Raw genomic sequence first — 21033 nt, 5'->3', positions numbered from 1 at the left:
TTCTCCCAACGCGAGGCGTTCGAAACGATAAACTACATCGACATGGGTGGCGACAGTGTCCCCAGCCAGGCGACCAGCCCGAGAATGACGATCGCAAGACCGCCTTCGACGACGAGGCTCGCCCGCAACAGCGCCTGCGCCCGGGGCGCGTCCTCTTCCTCGATCGCCTGCGCCAGTGCCGGGGTCAGGCGGTAACGGTTGAGTGCGGCCAGGCCCAGCATGCCGGCGAAGAGCAGCAGCTTGGCGATGAGCAGCAGGCCGTAGGTCGACTGCCCGAGAGACGCGATGTTGCCCGGGCCGACCAGGAACCAGCCGTTCACCGTCCCGGTCAGGATCAGCAGGGCGACGATGATCGTGCCGACGAGGGAGAAGCCCCGCAGCGCTTCCTCGGCGAGCATGACCCGGTCCATGTCTTCAGTGGCGAGATCATCGGTTGCGAGCCTGGTAAGAACCAGCGCAAGGAATGCGGCAAGCGCGCCGACCCAGGCGCCCGCGGCGAGCAGATGGATGAGATCGGCCCCCAGTTGCAGCCAGCCCGCCTCGCCTTCGCCGGCCGCGCCATGCCCGCTCCAGGCGAGGGTCGCGAGCGCGACCGCGCCTGCCAGAGTGGACGCGATAAAGACAGGACGGGATTGCCGGCGATAGAAGGGGATGCAGAGCAGAAGAACAAGAAGCGCGACAAGACGCGCCTTCAGCGCCGTTCCCATGGACGTGCCGTTGATGAGGTCTGCGACCATGGATAGATCAGGCTGGGTGAGCGGCAGGCCGGTCATGGCCGCAGCCTGCAACGCGAACCCCAGCGCCGACAGCAAGAGGGCGAGACAGGCGAGACAGGCCACCATTGCCGCCATCGGCATATGCCGCTGAACGATCCGGCCGCCGCCAGGCGCATAGAGCGCGAACAGCGGCAGGCCGAACAGCAGGCCGAGATCGACGTAGAGTGCCCAGCGGACGGCGACGAGTGCCACGTCGTTCATGGCTTCACTTGACGGTAAAGGCGAGATTTCCCTGGATGCGGTGCGTGTCGGTCGAGACGACGTGCCAGGCGACCTGATAGCTGCCTGCCATGAGCGGCTTGTCGAGCGCCAGCACGAGCGTCTTGCCGCCTTCGACGGCCGTCTTGAAGCCGGTAACCGCCATGCGGTGGTTGGGCATGCCGGGCATGCCGGTCATCACGATCTCGGCGCCCGACAGCTTCGGCATCAGACCTTCACTGAAGGTGAGCGTGATACGCGAAGGCGCCGAGACGCTGGCGTTCGCGGCGGGCGTCGAGGACACAAGCTTGGGATGCGCGTAGGCCGGAGCAGAAACACTCAGGCCGACGGCGGCGATAACTGCGAGAGGCGAAAAGAAACGCATTGGAACATTCTCCTGTAGATCCCATGAGACAATACGCAGCCCGAGCCCCCACCCCTCGCAATTATTCTTTTCAATCTACAGCAAGGGTTCCTGGACCATCGTGCGTATTGAAGGATGAAGACGGAGAAGCACCATGGATGAACTTGACCACCTGCTCTCGCGGTTGCGCGATGCGCCTCTCGATCCCAGGCTCGGCGGCCTGGAAAGCCGGGTCATGGCGGAAATAGCGCGCATCCGGGCCATACCAAGCCTTGGCGCTATGACGTTCGGCATCGCGGCCGCAACCGCGCTGTTCATCGGAATTGCCGGCTCGGCAGTTCCGACACGGTCTGCTGATGCCAAACCGCTATCGCCCTTCGATGCTCGGCTCGCGCTTGCGCCCTCGACGCTGCTGAGCTCGCAGTGATGCGCGACCGCCGCCGGCTCCTGCTCCTCGTCCTGGTGACCTTCGCCGCGGCGATCGCTGGCGTTGTCATTGGCCGCGTCTATGTGGTTCCAGTGCGCCCGGTCGAAAATGAGCTGCACGAGCTGCTCCATCGCGATCTGAAGCTGAATTCAGCGCAACACAGCCGACTCGAGACAATCGAGAAGAACTACGCGATCCGGCGTCAAGCGCTGGAGGCCGAATTGCGCGCCGACAATGCGCGTCTCGCGGAAGCGATCGAAGCGGAGCATGGCTATGGCCCGCAAGTCGCAACTGCGGTGGATCGCTCGCACCAGGCCATGGGCGCGCTGCAGAAAGAAACACTTGAGCATATCTTCGCGATGCGGGCCGTGCTGCGCCCGGATCAGACGGACAAATTCGACGACGCCGTGGTGAAAGCGCTGACGGCCAAATCCGAATGACCGCGTGCCTCCCCGACTGCTCGGACGGGGAGCTCGCGGCTCTGGCGCTTGGAGGCCGGCAAGCGGCCTATGGCGAGCTGGTCCGCCGGCATCAAGGTTGGGTTCACCGGCTCGTGCGCAGCCATGTCGGATCTATGGATGAGGCATTGGATGTCACCCAGGCGAGCTTCGTCGCGGCCTTTGCCGCACTCAACCGCTATGACGTAACCCGACCCTTCCAGGTCTGGATGTCCCGGATTGTCATCAACAAATGCCATGACTGGCGGCGTCGGCGAGCGGTTCGAAATTTCTTTGCCCTAGCCCTACCGCTCGGCGAGGCGGACGGCGTCGCCGACGACGCACCGCTGCCCGATCAGGCGATCGGGGCCGAACAGCAGCTCGCGCAAGCAATGAAAGCGATTGCTGCCCTGCCGTCTTCCCTCAAGGACACGCTTATTTTGCGTACGATCGACGAGAAATCGGAAGCTGAAACCGCCGAGATTCTCGGCATCTCCCAGAAGGCGGTCGAAACACGCCTCTACCGCGCCCGGGCGCGCCTCGCGGAAATTTTGAAGAAAGTTTGAGGGGCACGCGGGCGGGCTGCGTATTTCCAGTAGGCCCGCCCTCTTTCCGCAAGCTGAGACAAACCGAATGATTTCTGCTCTCGACCGCCGCCAGTTCCTTCGCGGCGCGGCCCTCGCCGGTGGCGGCGCCGCCTTGTCAGCCTGGCTGCCGGCCTGGGCGCAGACGATCTCGCCGGGGATGCGGCCGACGCTGCCGACCGTGTCGGGCGAAGACATCACGCTCACCATCGCCCGGCAGTCGATGAGCATCGATGGTCGCCAGTTCCGGGCAATCGGCGTCAACGGCACGGTCCCTGCGCCACTCATCCGGCTGCGCGAAGGCCAGCGCGTGCGGCTCAACGTCATCAATCAGCTGGAGGAGGACAGCTCGATCCACTGGCACGGGCTGATCCTGCCGGCCAATATGGACGGTGTGCCGGGCGTGTCTTTTCCGGGCATCAAGCCGGGCTCGAACTACCTCTACCAGTTCTCCGTCGTGCAAAGCGGCACCTACTGGTACCACAGCCATTCAGGCCTGCAGGAACAGGAAGGCCATTACGGCCCGATCATCATCGATCCCGCCGGTGCCGATCCGGTCGCCTATGACCGCGAGCATGTCATCGTGCTCGCCGATCACAGCGCGCTCTCGCCGCAGGCGATCTTCCGGCGCCTCAAGGTCAACCCCGGCCATTTCAATTTCCAGCGCCAGACCCTGGCCGGGCTCCTGTCGGGCAAGGATCAGCCGCTCAAGGACCGGCTCGACTGGGGCCAGATGCGGATGGACCCGGCCGACATCTCCGATGTGACCGGATCCACCTACACCTATCTCGTCAACGGCCATGGTCCGATGGACAACTGGACCGCGCTCTTCACCCCGGGCGAACGGGTGCGGCTGCGGGTCATCAATGCGTCGGCGATGACCACCTTCAACGTCCGCATCCCCGGCCTGCCGCTGACCATCGTCCAGGCCGACGGGCAGAATGTGGTGCCGGTCACCGTCGACGAGTTCCAGATTGGTGTTGCCGAGACCTACGACGTCGTTGTCAGCCCAGGCGATGACAAGGCCTACACCCTTGTCGGCGAGGCGATCGACCGCTCGGGCATGGCGCGTGCCACGCTCGCGCCGAGGGCCGGCATGGCCGGCGAGGTTCCCCCCTTACGCAAACGGCCGCTCGCCGACATGAAGGACATGGGCATGGACATGTCCTCGATGCCGGGCATGGAAGGCATGGACATGTCGGGCGGCGCTATGCGGGGCGTCGATCCGACGGCCGAGAAGAACGCGTCCGCGCGCCTCGCGACCGGCGCGGCGGCAGCGATGGCGACCATGGACAATAGCGCCATGGCAGGCATGGATCATTCGGGGATGGATCATGGATCGATGGCCGGCATGGACCACGGCGCGATGGGCGCCGATGGCCAGATGGCGGGCATGGATCATGGCGGGCACGCGATGGGCTCGATGAAGATGCGCGACTTCTCGAACGCGCCGCAGGTGAAGCGCGACCCGAGCGTCCAGACCATCTCGCCGATGCCCGTAGACCGCACCGGCGAGCCCGGCCAGGGCCTCGCCGACGTCGGCCACAAGGTGCTTGTCTACAGGGACCTGATGGCGCTCGATCGCAATCCGGACGTGCGCGCGCCGAGCCGCAGCATCGACATTCACCTCACCGGCAACATGGAGCGGTTCATGTGGTCGTTCGACGGCGAAAAAATGTCGGACCATCACGAGCCGATCCCCTTCATCGAAGGCGAGCGGGTGCGCGTCAATCTCATCAACGACACGATGATGGGGCATCCGATCCATATTCACGGGCATTTTTTCGAGCTGGTGACGGGGCATGGCGATCATGCGCCGCGCAAGCATACGGTGATCGTCCAGCCCGGCGGCAAGGTGACCTGGGACTTCACCGCCGACGCGGTCGGCGACTGGGCCTTCCACTGTCATCTCCTCTACCACATGCATGCAGGGATGATGCGGGTCGTGAGCGTCCGTCCGAAGGGAGACGCGCAATGACCCGCATCCTCACGCCGCTGGTGAGCGCGATCGCCCTTCTCTCCGCCGCGCCCGCCTTTGCCCAGGATCATTCGATGCACGACATGCCCGGCATGACGCCGCCGGGCGGGGCGCGGCCGGCGCAGGAGAAAAAGAAGGACAAGGCCGCCGCGCCGCGCCCCAAGCCCGCTACCAGGCCGCGCGCTCAGAAACCAGCGCCGGGCACCATGCCGGCAATGGACCATTCGCAGGACCAGGCCAGTCCTGCGCCACAGGCAGATGCCGCCGGTCAACCGCAACCCGCTGCTCCCGCGATGGCGGAGATGCCGGGCATGGACCACTCCCGGCATCAGGACGGCGCGATGCCGGACATGCCCGGGATGGACCATTCGCAGCATGGCCAGACCGCCATGCCCGGAACCTCCGCCATGCCCGGCATGCAAATGACCGGCACGGCGCTTCCGGCCGGCAATGCGCCCCCGCCGCCCCCCCCCAGCGACCACTTCGCCGATCGGGATTTTCCCGGCGGCGAGATGGCGCGCTCGCGCGACATCATGATGAAGGACAGCGGCGGCAACAATTTCGGGCAGGTGCTGCTCAACCTGTTCGAGTATCAGGCGCATAGCGGCCGCGATGGCTATCGCTGGGATGGCGAAGGCTTTTACGGCGGCGACATCAACCGCCTCTGGCTCAAGAGCGAGGGGGAAGGCGAGTTTGGCCGCGGGATCGACAGCGCAGACGTCCAGGCCCTCTATAGCCGCGCCATCGACCCCTATTTCAACCTTCAGGCCGGCGTCCGCCAGGACTTCGGCCGCGGGCCCAACCGCACCTATGCGACCGTTGGCGTCGAGGGTCTGGCTCCCGGCATGTTCGAGGTCGAAGGCGCGCTGTTCCTCTCGACCAAGGGCGACCTTCTGGGCCGGGTCGAGGGCTATTACGACCAGCGCATCACCCAGCGCCTGATCTTGCAGCCGCGCGCCGAGGTCAATTTCGCCGCGCAGGATATTCCGGAGAACGACATCGGTTCGGGGCTGGTCAACATAGAGCTCGGCGCGCGCCTGCGCTATGAGTTCAGCCGCCAGTTCGCACCCTATATCGGCGTCTCCTATCTGCGCAAAGCCGGCGACACGGCGCGGCTGTCGAGGCTTGCCGGCGAGGACGTCCATGCGACCAGCTTCGTCGCCGGCGTTCGCTTCTGGTTTTAGCATCAGGACGGCTGATGGCGGGGGCGAACAGGAGAGCGGGGCGTTACACTCATACCAAGGTCGGCCGGCGCCGAGCGAAGGAGATACGCCATGGACCATTCGTCCCACATGAACACCCGGAAGATGGGCGCCTATTGGAGCCTTGCCGTTCAGACCGTCATCAGCGGCGTCATCATGTATCTGGTGATGTTCGTCATGATCGACGGGCTCGACAGCTTCTACAACAACCTCAACATGCTCTACATGACGCTGATGATGGTCGCACCGATGGTAGTGCTGATGATCCTCGCCATGCGGCACATGTTTGCGTCGAAGGCCGCCAACATCGCGCTGATCGCCGCCTCGCTGGTCGCCTTCTTCGGCAGCTTCGCGCTTATCCGCACCCAGACCACGATCGGCGACACGGCCTTTCTGCGCTCGATGATCCCGCACCATTCCGGGGCGATCCTGATGTGCCAGGAAGCAAAGCTCAGCGATCCGGAAGTCATCCGGCTCTGCGAATCGATCAAGCGCTCGCAGCGGCAGGAAATCGACGAGATGAAGGCCATTCTCGCGCGGCGCTGAGCGGCTCGGTCGGGCTACGCCCGGATACGCGCGCCCGGCCAGGCATGTGAGCCGGCCGATGGTCGACACGAGGCGCGGGGCGGACGAGATTGCAAGCGACGTAGCGCGGCTTGCGCTGCTGTTCCTGCGACAGGCTGGCGGCCACGTCCTGACGCTGCTCGATCCTTCCGGGATCGTGCTGAGCTATAATGAAGAAGGCGAGCGTGCCGAATGCTGGCCGCTCGATCGCGTTCTGGGACAGCCCCACGACCTGTTCTACCCGCCCGACGAGATTGCGGCGGGGCGTCCAGGCGCAGACCTGGCGGCCGCCCTTCACGAGGGCACGCTGGAGCGCGAAGCGTGGCGGGTCTGCGAGAACGGCGCGGAATATCTGGCGCGCCTGACGATCACCGCACTGTTCGAAGGCGACACACATCGCGGCTTCGCCTGCATCAGCCGCGATGTCACCGACGAGGCGGCGGTCCGCGCATCGATCGAGACCCGCGAGCAGCATCTGCAATCGATTCTGGCGACGGTGCCGGATGCGATGATCATCATCGACGAGACCGGCGCCATCACGTCGTTCAGCGCAGCGGCACAACGCCTGTTCGGCTACAGCGAAGCCGAGCTCGTCGGCCGCAACGTCTCCTGCCTCATGCCCCAGCCCGATCGCGACCGGCATGACGAATATCTCGCGCATTATCTGCAGACCGGCGAGCGCCGGATCATTGGCCTCGGTCGCGTCGTGGTCGGCCAGCGCCGCGACGGCTCGACTTTCCCGATGCAGCTGACGGTCGGCGAGGCCGGTGAAGACGGGCAGCGGTTGTTCACCGGCTTCATCCGGGATCTCACCGCCAAGGAGCAGGATGAGCTCAGGCTCAAGGAACTGCAGGCAGAGCTGGCCCATGTCTCCCGGCTGAGCGCGATGGGCACGATGGCCTCGACTCTTGCCCACGAACTCAACCAGCCGCTTGCCGCGGTCGCGCTCTATCTCGAGACGATCCGCGACATGCTCGACGAGCGGGACGACGAACCCTTCGTGTCGCTGCGGTCGGTGATGGATGATGCCGCTCAGGAAACGCTGCGGGCCGGCCATATCGTCCGGCGCCTGCGCGATTTCGTCGCCCGTGGCGAGGTCGACAAGAGCCTCCACGAGCTGCCGCAGGTCATCGCCGAGGCGAGCCAGCTCGCGCTGGTCGGCGCACGCGAGCGCGGCATCCGCAGCTTCTTTGCGGTCGATCCCGCCGCGACGCCGGTCCTCGTCGACAGGGTGCAGATCCAGCAGGTGCTGGTCAACCTGATGCGCAATGCCATCGAGGCGATGGCGGAATGTCCCGTTCGCGACCTCAAGGTGGCGACCAGGTTGCGCCCTGACGGGCTGATCGAGGTGACCGTGGAGGATACCGGCCCCGGCATCGCCGACGAGGTCCGCGAGCAGCTCTTCACGGCGTTCAACTCGACAAAGGCCGACGGCATGGGCCTCGGCCTTTCGATCTGCCGGACCATCATCGAAGCGCATGGGGGCCGTATCTGGATGGAGCGCCCCGACCGCGGCGGCGCGCGCTTTCATTTTACCTTGATCCATGCGCGGGCGGAGGAGGAACATGGGGGATAGACGCGTCATCCATCTGGTCGACGACGAGGAGAGCATCCGCAAGGCGGCGAGCTTTGCGCTCAAGACCGCGGGCTACGACGTCGTGACCTATGCCTCGGGCGTGGAGTTTCTCAAGGAGGCGAAGTCGGCGGCCGTCGGCTGCGTCATCCTTGACGTGCGCATGCCCGAGATGGACGGTCTCGAGGTTCAGGCCGCCATGGCAGCACGCGGGGTCAACATGCCGGTCATCGTCCTGACCGGCCATGGCGACGTGTCGGTTGCGGTGCAGGCCATGAAAGGCGGCGCGGTCGACTTTCTCGAGAAGCCCTTCGAGAAAGCGGCCCTGCTCGGCGCCGTCAGCCGCGCGTTCGCGCGTCTCGACGATGTCGACCTTCGTACCCTGGAAACGTCCGAAGCAGGGGTGCGGGTCGCTGCACTGACGCCCCGGGAGCGGGAAGTGCTCGAAAGGCTGGCGAACGGCCTGCCCAACAAGACGATCGCCTATGACCTGGGCTGTTCATCGCGAACGGTCGAGGTCCATCGCGCGAGCCTGATGGCCAAGCTCGAGGTCCGCAATTTGTCCGAAGCCCTGCGGATCGCCTTTGCCGCGGGCATGGGCCGCAAGCCGAAGTGACTGCGACCTCTACGTAGCGACGGGACGGGGCGCGATATGCGATCGATGGTGCAATCGTCACACGGGTGTCCGCTTCTCGCAATGCCATCGGTCCGTTCCACCCAGCATGATGGCAGATACACCATCCTCGTTTCCGACGACGATCCCGGCGTGCGGCGTGGCCTCCAGCTGCTGCTGAGATCGCGCGGCTATGCTGTGTGGGGATATACCACCGGCCACGCGCTGTTGGCCGACCCGCGCGCGAAGGAAGCAGACTGCGTCATCCTCGACTATCGCATGCCCGACATCGACGGATTCGCGATGCTGCGTCACCTTCGCGAGATCGGATGGTCGGGACGCGCCATCATGATCTCAGGCTTTCACGACACGCTGCTGGCCTCGCGGGCCGCCGAGGCGGGCTTCGATCACGTTCTCGCAAAGCCTTTGATCGGCAGGGCTTTGCTCGATGCGTTGGACCGGCACCGCGCCGAGACGCTTCGAAAGCATTGAGTTATGGCGGCCTGCCCCAGCGGCCTCAGCCCGCGCGATGTGGAAAGCGGTCAGCGACGTCAAAGCCAGTGGCTGCGTTTGAACCGGATGTAGGGTCCGATGCAGACCGCAGCGATGACGCCGAGGATGACGAAATATCCCCATTGCGTCTTCAGTTCGGGCATATTCTCGAAATTCATGCCGTAGATTCCGGCAATCGCGGTAGGCACCGCGAGGATCGCGGCCCAGGCGGCAAGCTGACGCGTGATCGCACCCTGGCGCTGCTGTTCGAGCAGGTGACTCGCCTCGAACACCGAGATCAGGATGTCGCGGATGCCGGTGATGGCGCTCTCAACCCTGAGCATGTGATCGAGCAAATCACGGAAATAGGGTTTGGAGGCCTCATCAAGCCGCGGAAGCTGCAGGTTCACCAGCTTGCGACCGACCTCGAGCATGGGTCCGAGCACGCGTTGGAAGCGGACGAGCTCACGCCGCAGCGTGAAAATCCGGGTCACCTCCTCGCGGGTGAGAAAGGCTGCAAGCATGCGCTGCTCCATCTTGAGGACGTCCTCCTCGATCGCCTCGACGATCGGGAAATAGCCATCGACGATGAAGTCCAGAATGGCATGGAGCACATAGTCCGGGCCCTCGCGCAGCAGCTCGGGCGTGATTTCGAGATGCGCGCGAAGCTCGCTGTGCGAACGTGCCGAACCCTGCCGAACGGTGATCAGGAAACTCTTGCCCAGGAAAATCGCGGTGGAGCCGTAGGCGATATGATCGCCTTCAAGATGTGCCGTCCTGGCGACGATGAACAACTGGTCACCGTAGACGTCGAGCTTGGAAATCTGGTGGCCGTTGCCGGCATCTTCCACGGCAAGCGGGTGAAGGCCGTAATTTCCGGCGATGTCGGCAAGTTCTGTCTCGGTGGGCTGGGAGAGGCCGATCCACACAAAGTCATCCTTGGCGATATGCTCGCACGCCGGATCGATCAGGGTCACCGGCCGTAGCCGTTTGCCCTCGTGATAAAGAAAGGCGGCGACGACGCTCATGGCACTTTCCGGTGCCGCCACTGCGGCGGCGACCGGAAGCCGTGTGCCTGGCCCATTGAGACGCGCGCACGAGCAGACGCGCCTCATTCTTCAAGCCCAGTCGCAGGAAGAAGAAAGCGGCGCGCAGCAATTCGAGCGAGAGCTTGTAGAAAAAGCGGCGGAGCGTTGGGTTTCGCAGAAGGCCGCTCCCGTTCATGACGCGCGTGGCTGGGCGGCGCGCTGCCAAATCAAGGGCACGCAGACTGCGAAGGTCCGCGCACCCTTGATTGGCGACCGCGAGGGCTTCGTCCTCTCTTGCGATGGTACCAAGCGATTGCCCGTTTGGCGCTTCGGCAATCGTGTCGGATGGCTATACCTAAGTATCGGATAGCGGCGCTGACGACAGGGGTTGCCGGGCCCCGGTGAGGCGCATCGCACCGCGCGGAGACGAAAGCTGGAAGACGGGAAAGCTCAACTGTCGAAAGCGACCGAGCGCGCGAGCGCTTCCTGGGACTGCAGAAAGGCGAGCCGCGATTGCAGCGCCGCCTGGACAACGCCGAAAGCGTCACCCCCCAGAGTCACGCGCAGCGGCGGATGGTCGCTGGTTGCGACATCGACGATCGCTTGCGCGATCTTTTGCGGGTCGAGCGTGTAGAGCTCGTTTCCGGCGGTCTCGAACATCTTGCGGATATCGCCGGCGGGCGTATCGCGATAGGCGGCGATCTCGCTGGCGAATTGCAGGTTGTGGCTGAAGCTGGTGCGCGCGCCACCCGGCTCGATCAGCGTCACGAACAGGTTGAAGGGTTCAAGCTCCTGGCGGAGGCATTCGCTGAAGCCCTCCAGGCCCCATTTGGCCGCATGATAGAGACTGCTCGTCGGAAGCGAGCCCTGACCGCTGGCGCTGGAGATCTGGATGATCCGGCCGCTCCCGCGCAGGCGCATCGCGGGGACAAAGGCGCGGGTGATGTGGATGGGCGCCATGAGATTGAGCGCGATCTGGCCTTCGACCTCGGCGTCCGACATCTCTTCGGTGGCGCCGATCACGCCGCCGCCGGCGTTGTTGACCAGAATATCGACGGGTCGACGCGCCTGCGCCCGGGCCACGACCGCAGCAATATCGTCCTTGACCGTGACGTTCCTTCTCACGATCTGGCTTTTGAGCCATTCGAGCATGGAATCTTTTGCGATCATGGGCGTCGTCGTCGCTCTCGGCAGCATCGTCTACCGGGCCAGCATCCGCCGGTCATCAACGTAGGGGTCACGACGGTGGAGCGAGCGGTCGGCTCTTCAAGCCCAACGCGATCGGCTCATTTCTCGCTCACCAGTCGTGAACTAACGGCAAATTTGTCAGAATTTGAGGGTGAAAGTGATTTATGGCCCTCATTTTTGTTTCAAGCAGCGCCTGCCGAATGCATCTCTGCGATTGATGTCTTCTGCAAAAGCTTGTTGGCATCGGATGCTCGCTGATCACACCTAACCCGTAATCGTGCCTCTGGCTGACATACCCGACAAACGTATAAGCTCGCCATGCGCGGGCGTCACCAACCCAATTCCGCGTGCGATCCCAAGCGCACAAGCTGCAAGGTGTCGTCATCGGGCTTGCGGTAAATCAGCACGAGGTCGGGCTTTATGTGGCAATCGCGATGGTCGCGCCAGTCGCCGGTCAGCGCATGGTCGCGGTGGCGCGGTTCAAGCGGCTCGTCGGATGCCAGCGCCTCGATGATCGGGATCAGGTCAGCGTCCAGCGTCTTGGCGTGCTGCCCCTTCTTCTCCCGCTTGTAGTCGCGCTTGAACCGCCCGAAGCGTTCAATCGTCCGCATTGAGGTCGGCCATCAGGTCGACCACCGTGGCGAACCGCTTGCCCTTTCCCTCGCGCGCTTCCTTCATGGCCTCGATCGTCTCGGCATTGGGCACCAGCGGTTCAAACGGCAAGGCCTTGTCGCGGGCAACGCGGGTCAGCATCAGGCGCACGGCATCGGAGACGGTCAGCCCCATAGCAGCCAGCACGGTCGCGGCTTCCTCCTTCACCGCTCCGTCGATCCGGGTCTGCACAAGAGCGTTTGCGGCCATGTCGATTTCCTTTCTGCATGACGATGTAATGCAAGCGAACGCAAAGTGCAATCAGGCAAAGCCCCGGCTATCGACATGGCGACCGGGCTTCGCGTTTTTCACCTTCAATGCTGTGAGTGCCATCGGTTCGGGGCCCTGATCGGGAATGTTGGGGCCGTTCTCACACTTTCGGTGGGCAAACGGTCCCACAATCGTTCCCACATTTTGGGCCAAATTCAGGCAAATCAGGGAGACGACCGCGAACAACTTACAAGACAAATCGTTGCTTTTTCAGTGTAGGTAGGGGTAGGGACGCCATCAGCTCGCTTGACACAAGGTTCTACACTCGACAGCGGGGCCTCTACCACCGGGCAATTCTGCAGGATGCTGCAAACCGCGCGATATCAATGGCGGGCGAAAATTCGCTGACCGGCGCTGCCGAAGGCCACCACCGTATAGGGTTGGCGGGCAGCGCCTGCCACTTCCATGCCCTCCGAACCGATCGGCATCCCCGCAACCGCAATGCCTTTGACGCCCGCAGGACGGGTCGCCAGCAAGCGCTTGACGTCGGATATCGGGACATGGCCCTCGATCATATAGCCATCGACGATCGCGCTGTGGCAAGATGCCAGCGTCCGGGGCATGCCGGCCTTGCGCTGAAGCTCGCTGCGCGACGCATCGTCACGCATGACGACCTTGCGTCCCAGCTTCGCGCGCACGGCCTGCGCCCACTTCTCGCAACATCCACATCCCGGATCCCGGTGGACGACGATATCACTGGCCGCAAGCGCTACGCCGGGCATGGCGAGGAACAGCAAGGCGACGAATAGGCGGGTCTTCATGAAATGACTCCCGGAAGAACGATAAGCATGGGGCAGAGGCCCCTTCTTTTCTATACGCATCAATGCGCCCCTCCCCTCATCACGCAGATGATTTTACGATGGCGGGCGGCCTCCAGGCTAGCGGCAGGGACACAAGCAGCGCTAGCGATAGACCACCAATCCCCCACAGAACGAGCGGCTGCGCCCCGGGAGCGACGATGGCTATCGCCAGCGGCGCGAGCGCCTGCCCGATGCTGGCGGCGGAATGCTGGAAACCGAGCTTCACGCCTGAAGGGGCCCCGCCGCCGCTGATCCAGAAGCTGGTGACCAATCGAAGGGTTGCCGAGCTCCAGCCGGCAGCAACGATGATCCCACTGAGCTCGGCCATACTCGCGGCGACAGGAAACATGAAAAGTGCCACAGCCAGCAGGCCCAGCGTCAATCCGGCAAGCCGCCTCGGCACAGTGACCAGCCAATCCAGCTTTGCATGGAAGATCTGTGCCGCCAGCATGCCCAATCCGCAGAGACTGAGCATCCAGGCGATCTCTTCGCGGCTCAGCGAAATGGCGCTCCGCGTCACCAGGAGATTGACATGCATCGCCGCCAGCCCGCCGCCCGCGACGATCGTGATAAAAAGCAGGATCAACGTCGCGCCGAGCGTAGGCGCGGGCAGGTCTCCGCCATCGATGCAAGGTGCACACCAGCGCGGCAGACGCACGGCGCAAAGCGCCGCCCCGACGGCACCGATGCCGAGAGCGAGGATCATGAGGGGAGCGCGGGGCAGGATCGCGGCCGAGACCTCCGCCACCAGCGGACCGGCGAGATCGCCCAGAAACACGAAGGCGGTCAGCCAGGTGAAGCGGCGCGCCTGGTCCGCGCGCCCGCTTGCGGCAAAGCTCGCGCAGAGCAAGCCCAACGGTATGATGGCGGCCGACGCCATCCCCGCCACCAGACGCAATGCATAAAGCTCAGGCAACCCGACGAGGCCGATCGGCGCGGTCACCAGCGCGAGGATGACCAGCGCTGCGCGCAACATCGCCCGATAGTCGACCCGGTCCGCGATCCAGCCCCAGAGCGGCGCCGCCAGCAAGGCTGCCAGGGGATGGACCGCGGTCAGGCTCGCGACGTGAAAATCATGAGCGCTTGACGATAGCGCGCCACGAGCCGGGTCGACCAGTGCCGGAAGGAAGGCGAGAATGGCCGTCTGTCCCGCCGACGCCGCAGCCGCCGCGAGCAACAAGACGAAAAAGGAGGCCGGCCAGCGACCGTTGGCTTGCGATCCAGCCTTGTCACGCGGCGCGTTCGCGGTCGATCCCTCGAGTGGCCATCCGCGGATCACCACCAGGCGCGCAAGCCGATCACCAGCCTGTGTTCGGAAGGCCCTTCCCTGCGCAGGCGACGGAAATCGGCCGTGCCGTCAAATGCGCGCTCCCAGACGAAGCCGATATAGGGCGCGAACTTGCGCGACACCTCGTAGCGCAACCGTCCGCTCAGCTCGACATTGCTGAAGCCGCTGCCGAGCTGCCGATCGCTCGACCGCTTCGAATAGATATTGGTTTCCACCTGCGGCGTAAGGATCAACCGATTGGTGAACAGGACCTCATAGGAGGCCTTGGCGCGCGCCGCGAGACGCCCATCGGTTCCTACATAGCCGGTGAGCTGGACGTCGAACCAATAGGGCGCCAGTCCCTCGACGCCGGCGGCGAGCCAGGTGGTCGCACCCTTGCCGAGATCCTGCCTGACCCCGAGCAGCGTGCCCCAGAACGGGTTCTTGCTGTGCCACCACAGCGCCTCGACGCTGCTCTCCGGATCGAGACGTTGGTCGCGGGAGTTCTTGAGCCCCTGGCTGCGCAGCCAGAGCTTGTCATTGTCCTGACCCTTGGTGACGAGCACGGTCCAGCCCACGCCCTGACCCTCGTTGCCGCTGGTGAACTCGAGCTCATCGACAAGTATCTTGGGGATCGAGAGCTTGTCGGCCATCTCATAGCCCGGCAGCGTCGAGTTGCGATAGCCGTCGGCATAATCGTCCGAGTTGCGCGCGTCCGGCGGGGCCTTGCCACCCTGCATCGAGCCCATGTCCATCGTGGCGCCGTTACCGGACGCCTTCGTGTCGGTCATATCCATGCCCGGCATGTCCATGCCCGCATGCTCCTGAGAGCCTTGCGCGGAAGGGGTGTGCTGAGCGGGAGTGGCCGTTTGGGCAGGGGTGGCGGCGGGCGACGGGGGCAAGGCATCCTGCGCGAGGGCGGGAGCCGTGATCGCCGGCGCCAGGAAGAGGGCAACGCCAAGAGCAATGCCGCGCGAGGGGATAATCCGGATCATGCGACCACCACCTCCCGGAACATGCCGGCCGCCATGTGATAGAGCAGATGGCAGTGGAAGGCCCATCGGCCCATGGCGTCGGCGGTGACGCGGAAGCTCACCCGCTGGGCGGGCTGGACCACGACCGTATGCTTGCGGACCTGGAAGGCGCCGTCCGGGCCTTCGACATCGCTCCACATGCCGTGCAGATGCATCGGATGCGCCATCATCGTGTCGTTGACGAAGGTGACGCGCAGCCGCTCGTTCGGCTTGAAATGCAGCGGCCGGGAATCGTTGAGCTTGATGCCGTCGAGCGACCAGATGAACCGTTCCATATTGCCCGTCAGATGCAGCTCGATGTCGCGCTCGGGCTCGCGCGGGTCGGGATCGCCGCCCGGCGTGCGCAGATCGGCCAGCGTCAGCACGCGCCAGCCGCGCCCGCGCAGCCCGGCGCCGGGATCGTCCAGATTGGTGCGCGGATAGTCGACGCGCATGTCGGTATTGGCGCCATATTCGGTGCGGGCGTGCCGTGCCCTGGCCGGCATCTCGGTCATGCCGTGCCCGGCATGCGCGTCGCCTCCCATTGCGCCCATCGTCGCCATCGCGCCCATCATGTCGACCGGCTCGAGCCAGGTCCGGGCATCGAGCGGCGGCACGGCTGCCGCCATGCCCGGGGCCGGTGCGATCGTGCCACGCGCATAGCCGCTCCGATCGATCGCCTGCGCGAAGATGGTGCGGGCGCCGCCCTCGGGCATGGTGAACTCGACGTCGTAGGTCTCGCCCGGGCCGATCCGGAATTCCTCGACCGTGACCGGCTCGACCGGCTGCCCGTCGGTCGATACGACCGTCAGCTCGACCCCGGGGATCCGCACGTCGAAGAACGTCGCCGTCCCCGCGCCGACGAAGCGCAGGCGCACGCGCTCGCCGGGCGCGGCGATACCGGTCCAGTTGCCGGCGGGCGGCGCGCCGTTCATCAGATAGGTGTAGGTCGCGGCAGAGACATCGCTGTAGTCGGTCGGGTTCATCCGCGAGCTGTTCCACATCCGCCGCCGCTCGAGCGCCTTGCCCAAGCCCATGGTGCCGACATCCTTGAGGAAATCGCCGGCGGTCGGCTGCGCAAAATTATAGTAGCTGCTCTGCTTCTTGAGATTGAGGAAGATCTGCAGCGGCGGCTCGTCCGACCAGTCGCTGAGCACGATGCAATAGTCGCGATCGGGCGCCCGCGCCGTCGGCACCTGTTTTGGCTCCACGATGATCGCTCCATAGAGTCCCGTCTGCTCGGCGAGCGTGTGAGCGTGATACCAGTAGGTTCCGCTCTGGCGGACCTCGAAGCGATAGGTGAAGGTCTCGCCCGGCGCGATGCCGGCAAAGCTGATGCCGGGCACGCCGTCCATCTCCGCCGGCACGATGATGCCGTGCCAATGGATGCTCGACATCTCCTTGAGGCCGTTGCGTACGCGCAGCGTGACCGTGTCGCCTTCGCGCAGGCGCAGGACCGGCGCGGGCACGCTGCCGTTCACGGCGGTCGCGATACGGCGTTTGCCGGTGAAGTTGACCGGCAGCTCGGCGATCTCGAGGTCGAACTCGGTCCCGCTCAGCTCAGCGGGCAAGGTTGGTGCGGATCGCGCGAGAAGCGCCGGGGCGAAACCGGCGACCGCGCCGCCGATCGCCAGCCCCTGGACGAAACGGCGCCGTGCGATCGGCCGGATATGTAAGGGAGACATGAACTGTACTTTCGCGAAGTCGGGTTCAGGCGAGGTCGAGGACGATCCGGCCCTCGATGTCGCCATGGTGCATGCGGGAGAAGACGTCGTTGATGTTCTCCAGCTTGTCTGCATGGACCGTGGCCTTGACCTTGCCGTCGCCGGCGAACGCCAGTGCCTCGAGCAGATCGAGCCGCGTGCCGACGATCGAGCCGCGCACGGTAATGCCGTTCAGCACGGTGTCGAAGATCGACAGCGGGAAGTCGCCCGGCGGCAGACCATTGAGCGCGACCGTGCCGCCGCGCCGGACCATGCCGAGCGCCTGCTGGAACGCCTTGGGCGAAACGGCGGTGACGAGCGCTCCGTGCGCGCCGCCTATCGCCTTCTTGAGCGCTGCCGAAGGGTCCTCGCTGTGCGCGTTGACCGTCAGTGTGGCGCCAAGGCGTGTAGCGAGGTCGAGCTTGCTATCGTCGATGTCGACCGCGGCCACATTGAGACCCATGGCACGGGCATATTGCACCGCCATGTGGCCGAGCCCGCCGATCCCTGAGACGACCACCCACTCGCCGGGTCGGGCCTCGGTGGCCTTCAATCCCTTGTAGACGGTGACGCCCGCGCAGAGGATCGGCGCAATGTCGAGGAAGTCGACATTGTCGGGAAGGTGACCAACATAGTTGGGATCGGCGAGGACATATTCGGCAAAGCTGCCATTGACCGAATAGCCGGTGTTCTGCTGTTCGTGGCAAAGCGTCTCCCAGCCACCCAGGCAATGCACGCAATGCCCGCAGGCGGTGTAGAGCCAGGGCACACCGACCCGGTCGCCTTCCTTCACATGGGTGACGCCTGCACCGACGGCGGCGACATGCCCGACGCCTTCATGGCCAGGAATGAAGGGCGGGTTGGGCTTGACCGGCCAGTCTCCTTCTGCCGCGTGCAGGTCGGTATGGCACACGCCGGTTGCCGCAATCTTGACCAGGATCTGCCCGGGGCCGACCGCCGGGATCGGCGCCTCCTCGATGACCAGGGGCTTGCCGAATTCGCGGACGACCGCCGCCTTCATGGTTTTCGCCATGTCCGTTTCTCCTTTGAGCGAGGGGTCAGAACAGGCCGAGCGCGTGCTCGTCATAGGAGACGAGCAGATTCTTGGTCTGCTGATAATGATCGAGCATCATCCGGTGGTTTTCACGCCCGAAGCCCGATGCCTTGTATCCGCCGAAGGCGGCATGGGCGGGGTACTGATGATAGCAGTTGGTCCAGACCCGCCCGGCCTCGATCGCGCGGCCGAGCCGGTAGGCGGTGTTGCCGCTCCGGGTCCAGACGCCCGCGCCAAGACCGTAGGCGGTGTCATTGGCAAGTGCGATCGCCTCCTCGACCGTCTTGAACGTGGTGACCGACAGGACGGGACCGAAGATCTCCTCCTGGAAGATGCGCATGTGGTTCTGACCCACGAACACGGTCGGCTGCACGAAATAGCCCTGGTCGAGCGCACCGCCCGGCAGCGCCCTGGCGCCACCGACCAGACACTGCGCGCCCTCGGCCTTGCCGATATCGATATAGCCCAGGATCTTGTGGAGCTGGTCCTCCGACGCCTGCGCGCCGACCTGGACCGACGGGTCGAGCGGATCGCCCTGGCGGATCGCGGCGACGCGCGCCACGGCGCGCTCGATGAAGCGGTCGAAGATCGACTCATGGATCAGGGCGCGCGACGGGCAGGTACAGACCTCGCCCTTGTTGAAGGCGAACAAAGTAAAGCCTTCGAGCGCCTTGTCGAAGAAGGCATCGTCCTCGTCGAGCACGTCCGCCATGAAGATGTTGGGCGACTTGCCGCCAAGCTCCATCGTCTGGGGGATCAGATGGTCCGCCGCGGCGTGCATGATCTGCTTGCCGGTGACGGTCTCGCCGGTGAACGAGACCTTGGCGATGCGCGGATTGGCGGCGATCGCCTGGCCAACGGTCCGTCCCGGGCCGGTAACGACATTGAGCACGCCGGGCGGCAGGATGTCGGCGGTGAGCTCGGCGAACATCAGCAAGGTGAGCGGCGTCTGGGATGCGGGTTTGATGACGGTGCAGTTGCCCGCCGCCAGCGCCGGCGCGATCTTCCACGCCGCCATCAGCAGCGGGAAGTTCCACGGGATGATCTGGCCGACGACGCCGAGCGGCTCGCGGAAATGATAGGCGATGGTGTCCGCATCGATCGTCGAGATGCCGCCTTCCTCCGCCCGGATGCAGCCGGCGAAGTAGCGGAAATGGTCGATCGCAAGCGGCACGTCGGCAGCGCGCGTCTCGCGGATCGGCTTGCCATTGTCGATCGTCTCGGCAAGTGCCAGCAACTCCAGATTGTCTTCGAGCCGGTCGGCGACGCGATTGAGAATCCTGGCGCGTTCGGCGGGCGCGATCCTTGCCCATTGATCCTTGGCGGCGTGCGCCGCATCGAGCGCGCGCTCGACATCTTCCGGCGTCGACAGCGCGAACTCTGCGATCTGGGCGCCATTGATCGGGCTCGTGTCGGCGAAATACTCGCCGCCCGCAGGAGCGCTCCAGCGGCCTCCGATGAAATTATCATAGCGGTGTCGGAAGGAGGCCGCCGCGTTAATGGTCCCGATCGCCTTCTCGAACATAACCTGACTCCATCTCTATCGATGGCCTGACGGAGTAATCTCTTTGCCCGGGTGGCCTATAAGTAAGTTCCGCAGAAGGTAGTCTGGTATCGGGGTCGCGGGCTTGAGGGTCAGACACGCCAACAGAGCCGATGACTATTCATCGACTCCCGAACCTATTCGCGCACGCCTGATCGGAATTATGCCGAGACAGGCGTTACTCGGCCGAGTCTTCTTTTGGCGAGGGCGGCGCTTGGCATTCCAATTCTGGCGTTACGCCCGGACGCGCTTTAGGCTCACCCAATCGCCTTTCTGAAGCGTCCCGTCCCTCACGCGGAAATGAGCATAATGGTCGTCGAAAATCTGGTCGACTTCGACATGACCGACAAGACGGCGGTGGCGCGGCGTTGCGTGATAGACTTCGAGTATCTGCCCGATGTGCGCGCCATCGGCCTTAACCAGGCAGGCCACTGTGCCGCCCGCATCCATACGGACGATCTTGCCGCGCATGAACAAGCTATGGCCGATACCCTGTGCGAGGAGCGGCGTGCTGCCAAAGAGCAGAAAGCCAACAGCAGCACCGACGCCAAGATGTTTTCGCATCGCTGTTTCCTCTGTCAAGTCAGACGCTCGGACCCGGTTTTGAAAGCTGGGAGCACGGGGCGACGCTGGGCATCGTCAAAGAACTGGCCCGCCGCGGGGGAACGGCGGGCCCTCAGCCCCTGGGGTCTGTTCTCGGGGCTGGAAACTTCACATGTCGCTCATCGGCTTGTCGGCCATGGGCTTGGCGGTCTTCTTCTTCGCCGCCGGCTTGGCCTTCTTCATCGGCATCTTGCAGCAGCCACTCTTCGCCTTACCGGCCATGCCCGAGCCGTTCGATGCTGGCGACCCGCCGGACATGCCGGCCATCCCCGACATGCCCTGTTGATCCTGCTGGGCCGGTTGCCCCTGCTGCTTCTGCGCGCCGGCCTGATGATCCTTCATCATCTGATCGTGCATCTGCTGCCCGCCATGATCCATGCCCTGCTGGTGGGCATGGGCCGGCGCAGCCTGCGCGGGCGCGGGCGTCGACTGGGCGAGAGCGGTGCCGGCGGCGAAGGTTAGCGTCGCGAAGAGGCTGACGGGCGCCGCGAGAAATGTCGTCTGTCGCATTGAGGGTCTCCGAGTGTTCTTCCTGTTGCCCGATCGACGTTCCGATCCCGGCAATTCCGAAGCTTCAATGCTGCTAGCGAGACGCTGTCTGTATACGTAAGTTACGAATCGAAATCCGATCGGCCGTGTGCCTGCTGGAGCAGGCGCGTAAAATGATGATCCGGGATCGATCAAAAATGTGACCCGGCCTGGTTT

23 protein-coding genes are annotated in these 21033 nt (G+C 64.5%); 9 read left to right on the top strand and 14 right to left on the bottom strand.

Features of this window, described 5'->3' with window-relative positions; translation table 11 throughout:
* Positions 1-32 precede the first annotated feature (32 nt).
* Together copD and copC are read right to left on the bottom strand one after the other, a co-directional pair.
* Positions 33-977 (bottom strand): copper homeostasis membrane protein CopD, encoded by a 945-nt coding sequence (copD, locus tag OMP43_RS12600; protein ID WP_022684259.1) that lies wholly within the window; start codon positions 975-977, stop codon positions 33-35.
* Positions 978-981: 4 nt separating this feature from the next.
* Positions 982-1359 carry a copper homeostasis periplasmic binding protein CopC gene (copC, locus tag OMP43_RS12595; protein WP_022684260.1) on the bottom strand — a complete coding sequence of 126 codons (378 nt, stop codon included), beginning with the start codon at positions 1357-1359 and terminating at the stop codon, positions 982-984.
* A 133-nt stretch (positions 1360-1492) separates the two neighbouring features.
* Between copC and OMP43_RS12590 the strand changes: the two genes are divergently transcribed.
* From OMP43_RS12590 to OMP43_RS12550, 9 genes are all read left to right on the top strand, one after another.
* The gene (locus tag OMP43_RS12590; RefSeq protein ID WP_004212738.1) at positions 1493-1765 is read left to right on the top strand and encodes a hypothetical protein; all 273 of its coding nucleotides are present in this window, start codon (positions 1493-1495) and stop codon (positions 1763-1765) included.
* Positions 1765-2205, top strand: a complete 441-nt coding sequence (locus OMP43_RS12585; RefSeq protein ID WP_007683368.1) for a periplasmic heavy metal sensor — start codon at positions 1765-1767, stop codon at positions 2203-2205. Before OMP43_RS12590 ends, OMP43_RS12585 begins: the two co-directional genes overlap by 1 nt.
* A complete protein-coding gene (locus OMP43_RS12580) occupies positions 2202-2768 on the top strand; it encodes an RNA polymerase sigma factor (protein WP_280280037.1) in 567 nt (188 codons plus the stop codon). Before OMP43_RS12585 ends, OMP43_RS12580 begins: the two co-directional genes overlap by 4 nt.
* Positions 2769-2835: 67 nt before the next feature.
* Positions 2836-4764, top strand: coding sequence for a copper resistance system multicopper oxidase (locus OMP43_RS12575; RefSeq protein WP_280280036.1), 1929 nt, complete (start codon positions 2836-2838; stop codon positions 4762-4764).
* Complete coding sequence (locus tag OMP43_RS12570) at positions 4761-5948, top strand: copper resistance protein B (RefSeq protein WP_021238863.1); 1188 nt, start codon at positions 4761-4763, stop codon at positions 5946-5948. Before OMP43_RS12575 ends, OMP43_RS12570 begins: the two co-directional genes overlap by 4 nt.
* 90 nt (positions 5949-6038) lie before the next feature.
* Entirely contained in the window at positions 6039-6512 is a 474-nt protein-coding gene (locus tag OMP43_RS12565; protein ID WP_013039091.1) for a DUF305 domain-containing protein, read from the top strand.
* A 58-nt stretch (positions 6513-6570) separates the two neighbouring features.
* Positions 6571-8106: a PAS domain S-box protein gene (locus OMP43_RS12560; protein ID WP_280280035.1), complete on the top strand. Its 1536-nt coding sequence runs from the start codon at positions 6571-6573 to the stop codon at positions 8104-8106.
* Positions 8096-8719: a response regulator gene (locus OMP43_RS12555; protein ID WP_013039093.1), complete on the top strand. Its 624-nt coding sequence runs from the start codon at positions 8096-8098 to the stop codon at positions 8717-8719. Before OMP43_RS12560 ends, OMP43_RS12555 begins: the two co-directional genes overlap by 11 nt.
* An 81-nt stretch (positions 8720-8800) precedes the next feature.
* Positions 8801-9208 carry a response regulator gene (locus OMP43_RS12550; RefSeq protein ID WP_013039094.1) on the top strand — a complete coding sequence of 136 codons (408 nt, stop codon included), beginning with the start codon at positions 8801-8803 and terminating at the stop codon, positions 9206-9208.
* A gap of 59 nt (positions 9209-9267) precedes the next feature.
* Here the strand turns inward: OMP43_RS12550 and corA are convergent, their stop codons facing one another.
* The 12 genes from corA to OMP43_RS12490 form a co-directional block, all read right to left on the bottom strand.
* Positions 9268-10236: a magnesium/cobalt transporter CorA gene (gene corA / locus OMP43_RS12545; RefSeq protein ID WP_047169236.1), complete on the bottom strand. Its 969-nt coding sequence runs from the start codon at positions 10234-10236 to the stop codon at positions 9268-9270.
* Between the two features lie 450 nt (positions 10237-10686).
* Positions 10687-11388, bottom strand: a complete 702-nt coding sequence (locus OMP43_RS12540; RefSeq protein WP_237751663.1) for an SDR family NAD(P)-dependent oxidoreductase — start codon at positions 11386-11388, stop codon at positions 10687-10689.
* Between the two features lie 365 nt (positions 11389-11753).
* Positions 11754-12035, bottom strand: coding sequence for a type II toxin-antitoxin system YafQ family toxin (locus tag OMP43_RS12535; RefSeq protein WP_004212690.1), 282 nt, complete (start codon positions 12033-12035; stop codon positions 11754-11756).
* Entirely contained in the window at positions 12022-12285 is a 264-nt protein-coding gene (locus OMP43_RS12530) for a type II toxin-antitoxin system RelB/DinJ family antitoxin (protein ID WP_004212689.1), read from the bottom strand. Before OMP43_RS12530 ends, OMP43_RS12535 begins: the two co-directional genes overlap by 14 nt.
* A gap of 383 nt (positions 12286-12668) precedes the next feature.
* Positions 12669-13106 (bottom strand): DUF411 domain-containing protein, encoded by a 438-nt coding sequence (locus tag OMP43_RS12525; RefSeq protein WP_007683347.1) that lies wholly within the window; start codon positions 13104-13106, stop codon positions 12669-12671.
* Positions 13107-13185: 79 nt separating this feature from the next.
* A complete protein-coding gene (locus OMP43_RS12520) occupies positions 13186-14427 on the bottom strand; it encodes an MFS transporter (RefSeq protein ID WP_007683345.1) in 1242 nt (413 codons plus the stop codon).
* Entirely contained in the window at positions 14421-15407 is a 987-nt protein-coding gene (locus tag OMP43_RS12515; protein WP_345846194.1) for a copper resistance protein B, read from the bottom strand. Before OMP43_RS12515 ends, OMP43_RS12520 begins: the two co-directional genes overlap by 7 nt.
* On the bottom strand, positions 15404-17110 hold the full coding sequence (locus OMP43_RS12510; protein ID WP_015449263.1) for a copper resistance system multicopper oxidase: 1707 nt from the start codon (positions 17108-17110) through the stop codon (positions 15404-15406). The genes OMP43_RS12515 and OMP43_RS12510 overlap by 4 nt, the downstream gene beginning before the upstream one ends.
* A 25-nt stretch (positions 17111-17135) precedes the next feature.
* Positions 17136-18161 (bottom strand): alcohol dehydrogenase AdhP, encoded by a 1026-nt coding sequence (gene adhP / locus OMP43_RS12505; RefSeq protein WP_021238858.1) that lies wholly within the window; start codon positions 18159-18161, stop codon positions 17136-17138.
* A 25-nt stretch (positions 18162-18186) separates the two neighbouring features.
* Positions 18187-19707 carry an aldehyde dehydrogenase family protein gene (locus tag OMP43_RS12500; protein ID WP_015449264.1) on the bottom strand — a complete coding sequence of 507 codons (1521 nt, stop codon included), beginning with the start codon at positions 19705-19707 and terminating at the stop codon, positions 18187-18189.
* A gap of 252 nt (positions 19708-19959) precedes the next feature.
* Positions 19960-20289, bottom strand: coding sequence for a hypothetical protein (locus tag OMP43_RS12495; protein ID WP_280280034.1), 330 nt, complete (start codon positions 20287-20289; stop codon positions 19960-19962).
* Positions 20290-20436: 147 nt separating this feature from the next.
* Positions 20437-20838 (bottom strand): hypothetical protein, encoded by a 402-nt coding sequence (locus tag OMP43_RS12490; RefSeq protein ID WP_015449265.1) that lies wholly within the window; start codon positions 20836-20838, stop codon positions 20437-20439.
* Positions 20839-21033: the final 195 nt, after the last annotated feature.

Source organism: Sphingomonas sp. CBMAI 2297, assembly GCF_029870595.1.
Taxonomy (GTDB): Bacteria; Pseudomonadota; Alphaproteobacteria; order Sphingomonadales; family Sphingomonadaceae; genus Sphingomonas.
The sequence above is the reverse complement of the archived record's forward strand: the minus strand, read 5'-3'. Positions and strand labels throughout refer to the sequence as shown.